This window comes from Aeromonas sp. HMWF017 (genome assembly GCF_003061465.1).
GTDB lineage: Bacteria > Pseudomonadota > Gammaproteobacteria > Enterobacterales > Aeromonadaceae > Aeromonas > Aeromonas veronii.
In genome coordinates this window covers 1-7,786 of the sequence record NZ_QAJD01000001.1, presented here as the reverse complement: position 1 = coordinate 7,786, position 7,786 = coordinate 1, and the positions used below count along the sequence as shown (strand labels likewise).

At 58.2% G+C, this 7,786-nt stretch carries 7 protein-coding genes and 1 pseudogene; all 8 read right to left on the bottom strand.

Features of this window, described 5'->3' with window-relative positions:
• Positions 1–371 (bottom strand): annotated as a pseudogene (locus tag DBR30_RS21430) (hypothetical protein); the annotation flags it as partial.
• A gap of 171 nt (positions 372–542) precedes the next feature.
• Positions 543–1,415 carry an HTH-type transcriptional regulator HdfR gene (hdfR, locus tag DBR30_RS00035; protein WP_005337525.1) on the bottom strand — a complete coding sequence of 291 codons (873 nt, stop codon included), beginning with the start codon at positions 1,413–1,415 and terminating at the stop codon, positions 543–545.
• Entirely contained in the window at positions 1,415–1,786 is a 372-nt protein-coding gene (gene maoP / locus DBR30_RS00030) for a DUF413 domain-containing protein (protein WP_005337527.1), read from the bottom strand. Before maoP ends, hdfR begins: the two co-directional genes overlap by 1 nt.
• 298 nt (positions 1,787–2,084) lie before the next feature.
• Positions 2,085–2,567: a serine protease inhibitor ecotin gene (eco, locus tag DBR30_RS00025; RefSeq protein ID WP_005337529.1), complete on the bottom strand. Its 483-nt coding sequence runs from the start codon at positions 2,565–2,567 to the stop codon at positions 2,085–2,087.
• A 218-nt stretch (positions 2,568–2,785) separates the two neighbouring features.
• Positions 2,786–3,874 carry a glycerophosphodiester phosphodiesterase gene (gene glpQ, locus DBR30_RS00020; RefSeq protein WP_108541486.1) on the bottom strand — a complete coding sequence of 363 codons (1,089 nt, stop codon included), beginning with the start codon at positions 3,872–3,874 and terminating at the stop codon, positions 2,786–2,788.
• A gap of 95 nt (positions 3,875–3,969) precedes the next feature.
• Positions 3,970–5,457, bottom strand: coding sequence for a glycerol-3-phosphate dehydrogenase (gene glpD / locus DBR30_RS00015; protein WP_108541487.1), 1,488 nt, complete (start codon positions 5,455–5,457; stop codon positions 3,970–3,972).
• Between the two features lie 317 nt (positions 5,458–5,774).
• A complete protein-coding gene (locus DBR30_RS00010; RefSeq protein WP_005347045.1) occupies positions 5,775–6,533 on the bottom strand; it encodes a DeoR/GlpR family transcriptional regulator in 759 nt (252 codons plus the stop codon).
• Between the two features lie 102 nt (positions 6,534–6,635).
• A partial coding sequence (gene glpT, locus DBR30_RS00005; protein WP_108588135.1) for a glycerol-3-phosphate transporter occupies positions 6,636–7,786 on the bottom strand: 1,151 nt, incomplete at its 5' end.

The window sequence follows — 7,786 nt, the reverse complement described above, 5'->3', positions numbered from 1 at the left end:
GCGCAGAGCCGGATCCCCTTGTCCTCGAAATCGATCTGCTCGTTGGGGGTGAAGTTCACCTCTGACTTGCGATAGAGCGCCGCCAGCACCCGCTCGTTGACCTGCTCCCCCAATTGCCAGCCCTGAGCATGCAACCACTCCTCTGGCTCGGGGGGAGCGGTGGCGATCTCGGCCAGCATCAGCTCGCGGGTGAGATAGCGCCGCCCGGCCGGGGTGAGCTCATAGCTGTGGTTGCCATGGGCGAGCAGCAGCTGGTTATCCTTGAGCAGGCCCACCAGCGGTTGCCACTGGCGGCCACGGATCACCACAGGTGAGTGGCTCAGCAACTGCTGCGCCAGCGCCCGCCATTCGGGGTGACTAAAGTCGATCAATTACAATCCATCCCTGTCAGTGCTCAATCGGATAAACAGCCTGAAAAGGTACCGTTACAGGCCGATGACGCCAAGCCTCCCGCGCCAATTACGTGACTTCGCTCCCTGCAATTTTCCCCAAACAGAAGAGCCCACCGTGGGGTGGGCTCTTTCTTGGATAACACTCGACGCTTATTCGACGTTGAGGCGCAACTCGGCATCGTGCCAACCCAGTGGCAGGGTCAGCAACTGATCGATCAGCTCCCGGCGATCGGATTTCTCCAGATAGGCGAGATAGAGCGGACGGCTCAGCGGCTGGCCCCCCTCCACCAGATGGAGCGCCCCCTTCTCGAGGAAGGGGCTGACCATCCGCCGTGGCAGGTAGGCAGCACCACCGTTGGCCAGCACGAACTGCAACGCCATGCTGGCGGAGCTGGAGTGCAGCACCGGGGTCTTTTGCAGGCTCTGCAACCGGCTGGGTTGCGGCTCGAAGCTGGTGCCCCAGTCGAGGTGGATGTGCGGCATCTGCATCAGGTTGTCGGCATTGGCGGCCGGATCCCGGCTCACCAGCTCGAACACCAGCTCACCGATGGGATGCAGGGCAATCTCGTCGATCTTGGTGGGCTCGGAGAGCAGGGCCAGATCGAGGGAGCGCTCCAGCAACTGGCGGCAGAGATGCTCGCGGGAGGCTGTTTCCAGCCGCACCGCCAAACCGGGCGCCAGCGCATAGATGTGATTGAGCCAGTCGTTGAAATCGAGCTCCCAGAACACCGCGGGCGCGCCGATGGCCAACTGCTGGCTGAATCCCGGTGAGAGCGCCACATCCTGCTTGGCGCGACCAAGGGTGTGCAAGATGGCGTCTGCGTAGGGCAGCAGACGCTCACCGGAGGCGGTCAGACGGATATTGTTGCGATGACGGGCAAACAGACTGACACCCAGTTGCTGCTCTAGCTGGCGGATCCGGAAACTCACCGCCGACTGGGTCAGGTAGAGATTTTCAGCAGCCCGGCCAAAATGCCGGGTCTTGCTCACCTCGATAAAGGTCCGAAGCAGCTCGGTATCCATTAATCGATGGACTCGTCACTGCCACCGCCGCTGCCACCACCGACATCAAAGCTGCCACCACCGCTGCTCTCTTCGCTGGCGCCGCCAACGACGGTGCAGAGGCGATGAACGCGCTTGGGACCGATCACCTTGAGGTACTTAAACCACACCTTGGCATGGGGGTTGGCACCGGCTGCGCCGGATTTGACCTGTTCGACGAAGGCGGACTCGACATCGTCACGGGGTGCCAGATTACCCTGGTAGAGTGCCAGCATGGCGGTACCATATTTTTCCAGACTGTCCGCTTCGGCCACAGTGAATTCGCCACTGCGACGCAGGCCACGGGGAAAATGTTTGAAGTCGTTGAAACGCTTGTCTGATTCGAAGCTCATAGTGCTCTTTTTTCTGGTTAGTTTGACCTTTGCGGGCAAGTATCATCAGGCCATCGCCGAGTGCAAAATCAATTTTCTCACTATGTTAATAAATATCTTTTATCGAAGTCACTTTGCCCCATCGTTGACGCCGATTTTGTGGCATAACACACAAAAAACGTTGATAAATAATAAACTTATGTAAACGTGCAGCCAATTTGCACGTCACTTTTTGGACTGTGCAGGCAAAAATAAAGCGCCATACGGCGCTTTATTTATCACATCAGGTGAACCAGCTGAACCTTTGGTTCAAACATGCTTACTCAATCATGGCCGGTTGGGCCAAGTTGTCGGCACGCCACAGACGGTAGCGCACTTCATACTCCTGCGGCACGTAGATCACGAACGGCAGTTTTGAGTTGTAGTTCACGAAGAAGCCCTGACCGTAGATCTGGACGAAGGTCTCTTTCTGTTGGTTATCCGGGCACATCATCAGGGTGCTGATGGGGTCGGAGACTTTGCCCAGTTTCAGGTAGTTGTAGCCCCAGCCTTTGACGCTGTGCTGTTCCAGGTTGCCTGCAAAACGCGGTACGTTGCAATCAACCATCATCTTTTTGCCGACCTGCAGCTCGACCATCATGTCGGCTTCTTTCTCGACTTCAGGCAGGCGGATCACCACACGTTCCTGATTCACGTCAGCGGCTGGGAACATGCTGATATCAAATTTTTTCGGCTCGGCGGCGAAGGCATGGCCACCCAGCAACAAGGCGCCCAGCAGGCTAAAACGCAATACGGTTTTCATCTGTACCTCATGGGGTTGGTTCAACGCCGCTAGACTAACCGCTATGCCGATTTCATGCCAGCGATCTGCTACGTAAAAACTGCGTAAAATGATGCAGATCCGGCACACCATGACGTGAACTGGCTATTTTCTGACAGGGCGCACACTCCCGTTGCAAGAGCCTGAAACAAAAAGCGAGGCCAATTGGCCTCGCTTTGCATTCAAATGGCGCCAGAGTGCTATTTGGCCGCCTCTTGATGGGCCTTGATGACGGCCACCGCCTTGTCGGGGAAGTCGCTGAACACCCCGTCCACATCAGCCTGATAGAGGAAGATGTTAAGGAGATCGGTGAAGTCCTTGGCATAGGCCGGGATCTGCCCCTCATCCTGACGGAAGGTATAGGGGTGAACTTTCAGGCCCGCTGCGTGGGCTTCTTTTACCATGCCGGTGAAGACCGGTTTGCCCAAAGTGCCCGGCTCGGTGACGATCATCGGCTTCCACGGGCCAATCCCTTCGGCATAGCTGGCGATGGTTTTCATCGCTCCCGGCTTGAACATCCAGTCATAGTTGTAGGGGGTCGCCTTGCCCTTGGCGTCGTAGACCATGGTCTCGTTCCAGTCGGTCTCGGCCATCAACTGCACCAGTTTCAGATCCATACCCATGGCGGGCATCAGCTCGCTGTTGATGCGCTTGAGCTCGTTGGTATCGAAACACTGCAGATAGACTTTGTCATCCTTGCTGGTGTAGCCGTACTGCTTCAATACCTTGAGTACCGCCTTGGAGATATCCTTGCCCTCGTGGCGGAACAGCCAGGGCGCTTTTATCTCCGGGTAGATACCGATGTTCTTGCCGGTGCTCTTGTTGAGCCCCTGGATCATCTCGATCTCTTCCTGGAAGGTATGGATCTTGAAGCTGGACTTCCACAGCGGGAAGCGGGCCGGATAGACCGGCACCTGCTTGCCATCCACCAGCTGGAACGGCTCGGTCATGCGCAGGGATCGCACTTCGTCCAGGGTGAAATCCACCACATAATAGCGACCATCCGGGCGGGCCCGGCCGGGGAAACGCTCGGCCACATCGGTGATGCCATCGAGGAAGTGATCGTGCATCACCACCAACTGGTCATCCTTGGTCATCACCAGATCCTGCTCCAGATAATCGGCACCCATGCCGTAGGCCAATGCCTTGGACTCCAGGGTGTGCTCGGGCAGGTAGCCGGAAGCGCCCCGGTGAGCAATCACTATCTTGCCTTCATCGGCGGCAAGAACAGGTAATGAGAGGGATGCCCCAAGGCTTAGCGCAATGAGGGAGACAGTGAGTTTTTTCATATGTGACACTCTTTATTATTGTGTGTAGGTAGTTGTTATATCAGAGGTTTATTGCAGTTATAGAAAGGGCGACGCAGGGCCGCCCTTCATAGGATTCAGCTTGCTTTGCGCAGGCCGTGGTGATGGTGTGCCAGCCACTCACCCAGTTGCTGTTGCTCGGAATCGGACAGGCGCAGCCCCAGCTTGCTGCGACGCCAGAGGATATCTTCCAGAGTGCAGGCCCACTCCCGCTCGATAAGGTAGCGCACCTCAGATTCGTATAGTCCGGCACCAAAGTGCTGACCACGGGGCACCTTGAGCCAGAGCCGGGCATGGGCGCCATAGGCTTCGGCGATACGCAGGGCGCTGCGATCATCGAGCCAGTCAAACTCCAGCGCAAAGGCGCGTGCCAGCTCGCGGACCGAGCAGTCAAACTCGCCACCGGGCAGCCGGCTGCTGGCGGTCCAGTCATCCCCCATCTGGCTGAACCAGGGTTTGAGCTTGTTGCAGGCAGCCTGGGCCAGCTTGCGATAGGTGGTGAGCTTGCCGCCAAACACCGACAACAGCGGTGCGCCGTCGGATTCACCGGAGAGTTCGAGGGTATAGTCGCGGGTCACCGCCTGCGGCGAGTCGGATTCGTCATCGCACAGCGGACGCACCCCGGCGTAGGTCCAGATCACATCTTTCGGGGCGATCTGGCGGGTGAAGTGGGCGTTGACCACCTTGCACAGGTAGTTGATCTCGGCGTCGCTGATCTTCGCCTCGCGCGGACTGCCCTTGTGCTCCACATCGGTAGTGCCGATGAGGGAGTAGTCCTGCTGATAAGGGATAACGAAGACGATGCGGTTGTCCTCGTTTTGCAGGATGTAGGCCTCTTCGCGCTCATGGATGCGCGGCACTATCATGTGGCTGCCCTTGATGAGGCGAATGCCGCGCGGGGATTTCTCGTGCAGGCTCTCGTCATAGAAGGTCTTGACCCAGGGGCCGGCCGCATTGACCAGACCACGGCAGGTGACATTGAACTGCTCGCCCCCTTCCCGCTCCAGAGTCAACGTCCAGTGCTTTGAGCCGCGCTCCGCCTTGACACAGCGGGTGCGGGTCTGCACGTCGGCACCCTTGTCGCGCGCCATCATGGCATTGAGCACCACCAGCCGGGCGTCGTCGACCCAGGCGTCCGAATACTCGAATCCCTTGTTGATACCGGCGGTGAGGCCATCTTGCGGCAGGAAGCGCACGCCACAGCTGCCCTTGAGCTTGTCGCGCTTGGCCAGATTGTCATAAAGGAAGAGGCCGGCGCGGATCATCCAGGCCGGACGCAGATGCGGGCGGTGCGGCAGACGAAAACGCATCGGCCGGGCGATATGGGGCGCCATGCCGAGCAGCACCTCCCGCTCCGCCAGCGCCTCTTTCACCAGCCGGAATTCGTAATGTTCGAGATAGCGCAGACCACCGTGGATCAGCTTGCTGGAGTTGGAAGAGGTGGCTGAGGCGAGATCCTGCGCCTCAAACAGGGCAACCTTCAGACCCCGTCCTGCCGCATCGGCTGCGATGCCGACCCCGTTGATGCCGCCACCGACGACGACCAGATCATAATGTTCGCTCATGTTCACCTACTTTCATTTTTATGATTGCTATAACAGCAATGTTTGATTTCGCTCATTTTAGAACATGAAAATACAACAAACGAACATTTTATGATGAAAGTGTGATCGCCACAGCCCGCCAGAGGTGGCAAAGGGGACAGGTCAGCGGAGCAAATGGCGTCGGGCCAACATCGGCGGGTTAATAGCCAAAAAAACCAGATTGAATAGTGGTTTTGGCAATACCCATAAAGGGGTGAGATGGGTGCGGGACTAGGGGAGAGAAAGAGAAAGGAGGCCGCCCTGACGGGCGACCGGCACAGCCTTGGCGTGTTTCGCCGTCAGCAGATGTGGCAGGCGATCTGGTGTTGCGCCATCAATCGCGTCAGCTTTTCCGGTGGCTCCTGATCGGTAAAGAGGGCGTGGATCTGGCTGAGATTGCCCAGATTGACCATGGCATTGCGACCGAACTTGGTGTGGTCGGCGGCCAAGAACACCTGACGGGAGTGGGCGATGATGGCCTGGGCGATCTTCACCTCGTGATAGTCGAAATCGAGCAGGGAGCCGTCGTTGTCGATCCCCGAAATCCCGATGACGCCATAGTCCATACGAAACTGACCGATGAAGTCGCGGGTCGCCTCCCCCACGATGCCGCCATCGCGGTTGCGGATCTCGCCACCGGCAATGATGACGGTGAAGTCATCCTTGGCCGTCAGAATGCTGGCCACGTTGAGGTTGTTGGTGACGATGCGCAGCTCGCGGTGATCGAGCAGGGCGCGGGCAATGGCTTCGGTGGTGGTGCCTATGTCGATAAAGAGCGATGAGCCGTCGGGAATATTGGCCGCGACCTCGCGGGCGATGCGCTCTTTCTCCTTGAGTTGCATCACTTTACGGGCGCTGTAGGCGGTATTGACGGTACTCGAATGCAGGGAGGCACCGCCGTGATGGCGCCGGATCTTGTTCTGTTCGGCGAGATCGTTCAGATCCCGGCGAATGGTCTGGGGGCTGACGTCAAAGTGGGTCACCAGATCGTCGGTCGAGACAAATCCCTGCCGCGTCAGGACGTCCAGGATCTCCAGATGTCGTTGGGTTTGCTTCACGCTTGCACTCCGATGATGAGACAAAAAAAGGCCCCGGCAGATGCGGGGCCTTTTGGCAGTTTACCTGATCCCCTTTGGGATCAATAAGCTGAGGATCACGTTTTATGCCTTATGGGCAGCCGCTTTCTTGGCCGCAACGGCAATGTTCTCATGCTTGAGGGTCATCGCCAGCAGGATGATGGAGAGCACACAGGAGACGGTCAGCACCATGAAGCCGCCATCCCAACCGAAGTGGTCAACGGTATAACCCAGCATGGCGTTGGCTGCCACGGCGCCGCCCAAATAACCGAACAGACCGGTGAAACCTGCCGCAGTACCGGCTGCTTTCTTCGGTGCCAGCTCAAGAGCATAGAGGCCGATCAGCATGACAGGGCCGTAGATCAGGAAGCCGATAGCCACCAGCGCCATCATGTCGATGGTCGGGTTGCCGGCCGGGTTGAACCAGTAAACCAGTACAGCCAGGGTCACCAGCACCATGAACAGGATACCGGCCGGGGCACGGCGGCCCTGGAACATCTTGTCAGAGATCCAGCCACACAGCAGGGTGCCCGGAATACCGGCCCACTCGTAGAGGAAGTAAGCCCAGGAGGAGTTGTCAACGGTGAAGTGCTTGGCCTCTTTCAGGTAGGTTGGCGCCCAGTCCAGCACACCGTAACGAATGAGGTAAACGAAGGCGTTGGCGATCGCGATGTACCACAGCAGTTTGTTGTGCAGCACGTACTTGACGAATATCTCCTTGGCGGAGAACTCCTGCTCGTGGCTCTCGTTGTAATCCTTCGGATAGTCGTTCTTGTACTCCTCGATGGGAGGCAGACCGACCGATTGCGGGGTATCACGCATCACGAAGAAAGCGATCACCGCGATGGCAGCCGCCGCTGCCGCAGGCACATAGAAGGCACTGCGCCAGTCGTTGAACCAGCCCATCCCGAGGATAAACAGCGGGCCAATCATGCCGCCGCCCACGTTGTGTGCCACGTTCCAGACCGCAACCACTTCGCCGCGCTCTTTCTGTGACCACCAGTGCACCATGGTGCGACCACAGGGCGGCCAGCCCATGCCCTGTGCCCAGCCGTTCAGGAACAACAGCACAAACATGATGGCAATGCTGGAGGTGGCCCAGTGCATGGTACCCATCATGAACATGATACCGGCCGAGAGCAGCAGACCGGCGGAGAGGAAGTAACGGGCGTTGGAACGGTCAGAGACGTTCCCCATCAGGAACTTGGACAAACCGTAAGCGATGGACACCCCGG